This is a genomic window from Corallococcus aberystwythensis, from assembly GCF_003612165.1.
Classification (GTDB): domain Bacteria; phylum Myxococcota; class Myxococcia; order Myxococcales; family Myxococcaceae; genus Corallococcus; species Corallococcus aberystwythensis.
The window spans coordinates 1-2,353 of sequence record NZ_RAWK01000500.1 but is presented as its reverse complement, the minus strand read 5'-3'; the positions used below and the strand labels follow the sequence as shown (position 1 = coordinate 2,353).

The following is a 2,353-nucleotide window of genomic DNA, read 5'->3' as shown; positions in this document are numbered from 1 at the left end:
CGGGTGGGGGACGGACTCGCTCAAGGCGCGGCGACTGTAGGCACCGGCTTCCGTGCCCCGCAACCGCCCGCTTCCCGCCCGGGCCTACCGGCAGTAGCGCGCGTAGCGCAGGCCACGCGTCGTCTCCAGCCCACCGTCCGGCAGGTGGTTGTAGTGCACGTAGGAGAAGCCCGCCTGCGCCTGGTCCTGGTCAGCCACATGCAGCGCGGAGGCGCCGGGGAAGGCGTTGCCCCCGTCCCGCGTCTCCAGGACGAGCGGCGGCGTCGCGCCGTAGACCGTCGTGTCGTACAGCGACCTCAGCACCATCTGGCTGTTGCTGCCGTGCACGTCCGCGTTCGGGTCCGCGTCGTCCAGCAGGACGTGGCGGATGTTCGGGTAGCGGGCGCTTCGCACCACCGCGGGGCCCCGGCTCAGGTAGGCCCCCAGCCCATAGGACTTCCAGCCGCTGGCTTCCTTCGTCCACAGCCATGCCCCCTGGCTGTTGGAGCCCACCACGGACGGCTGTCCCAACGCGTCCACCTCGAGCGCGATGCGGTAGCGCGGCGAACTCAAGGGAAGCCACCAGTCCAGCGGCTCGGCGCTCCACGTCCCCGACGCATTGCTCGCGTACACGACCTGGTTGTTCGTGCCCTGCGGACGCACGAACGCGACGTGCAGGTGCCCCGCGGCATCCACCACCATGCGCTCCCGGTCGCCCTTGATCCCGAGCGCCTCCAGCGGGGTCAGGTCCCAGCCCCCCGTGGGGGAGCGGGTGCCGAGCACGTAGCCCATCTGGGGGGAGGGCTGGCCGATGAGTAGGTACGGCGCGCCCTGGGCATCAAGGGCGAGCGCCGCGGACCAGCCCGTGGCCAGCAGCTGCGGCTGCCAGACCCCGCCGGTGTCGTGCGCGTAGCCCACCTGGGTGCCCTGCTGGAACAGCAGGTGCCGTGTGCCGCCCGGGCCCAGCGCCAGGGTCATGTCGAAGGGGAGCGTCACGCCCTCCACCCGCACCGGCACGTCGCCCGGCCGGGTGGTGCCCACGTGGAGACGCTCGTCCTTCGAATAGGCGTAGTGGCCCACGCCCTGCGCGTCGAAGACGAACGCGGTGGTGATGTTGTCGATGCCCTCGTCCAGCACCCGCGTCGTCCAGCCCGGCACGGCTGTGCAGGCTTCACCGCCCGTGCCCGCGTCGGGGTCCACGCCCCCGTCGCCCTGTTCCCCGGCGTCGGGGCGGGTCACCACGAGCTGCACGCAGGTGCCGGAAGCGCTTCGGGTCACCTGGCTCTCTCCGGCTCTGGAAACCCCATTCGTGCAGATGGGGTCGCAGCCGGTCAGCAGGAACGCGGCCACGGTGGCGCTCGACAGCGCGGTGTGTACGAGGAATGAACGGGACACAGGGAGGACCGTCGGGGCTCGGGGTTGGCGTTGACGGGCGCGACAGCTGCGCACCCGCGCGCGGACACGGCCGGGCCCAACGGCCCGCGTCCGCTAACGCCTCAGGGAGATTTCCAGGCCGTACTGCGGATCCATTCCGGTCTGGCCGTTGGCGGTGACGCGGTCCAGGCCCACCTGGGCCGACAGCCGCAGCGGCATGCCCGCGAGCCGCCCCGTCACACCCGCGGCCACGTGGCCGGTGAGCAGCGCGGGGTCCGCCTGGCGGAAGCCCGGCGCCGTGAGGCCCAGCAAGCCCCAGCCCAGCCCCACCTCCGCGAACAGCGGCGTGCCCGCCGGGGCCTGCAATCCCAGCAGCCCCTCCACCGTGAAGCGGTGCAGCCGGATGCCGTCCCGGGCCGCGAGCGGCGTCACGCCGTACGCCCCGCGCACGCCGTAATAGAGCAGGTCCAGCGAGGAGGACGGCGTGCGCCACGACAGGCTGGGCCCGGTGGCGAACTTCGCCATGCCCAGCGGCGAGCGCCCCGCGCCCAGCCCCAGCTCCAGGTTCGACGTCCAATCGGAGGGCGCCGCCACGGCCAACGCCGAGCGCGCCCCGCCAATGACGGGCGGCTGGAAGGGGGTGCTGAAGTCCACCGGCACCAGCCCCACGGCGGCGACGTACTCGTCGTAGAAGGACCGGTCCAACGGCACGGCGAACAGGCCCCGGCGGAGCGCCTCCTCCGCGGGACCTCTTTCTTGAAGTTCGCGCGGGCGCAGCTCGGGCGCGCCCGAGGACAGCTGCGCCAACGTGACGCGCGCCTCCGCGTCCGGCGCGCGCACCCAGTACACGTCGCGGGGCGGCAGCATGATCTGCGTCCACTGCTGCGGCGAGCGCCGCACGTCCACCAGCCGCTGGCCGTCCGCGTCCTCCACGGAGAGGCGCGCGTATTCGAAGCCCGCGGGGAAGGTGACCCGGGGGCCTTCGGGGGCGGGGCCCACC

General features: G+C 73.1%; 1 protein-coding gene and 1 pseudogene. Both read right to left on the bottom strand.

The annotated features are described in order from the left end of the window. Positions 1–84: 84 nt before the first annotated feature. Complete coding sequence (locus tag D7W81_RS40910; RefSeq protein WP_120560712.1) at positions 85–1,257, bottom strand: hypothetical protein; 1,173 nt, start codon at positions 1,255–1,257, stop codon at positions 85–87. Between the two features lie 210 nt (positions 1,258–1,467). Beyond that, positions 1,468–2,353 (bottom strand): annotated as a pseudogene (locus D7W81_RS40905) (caspase family protein); the annotation flags it as partial.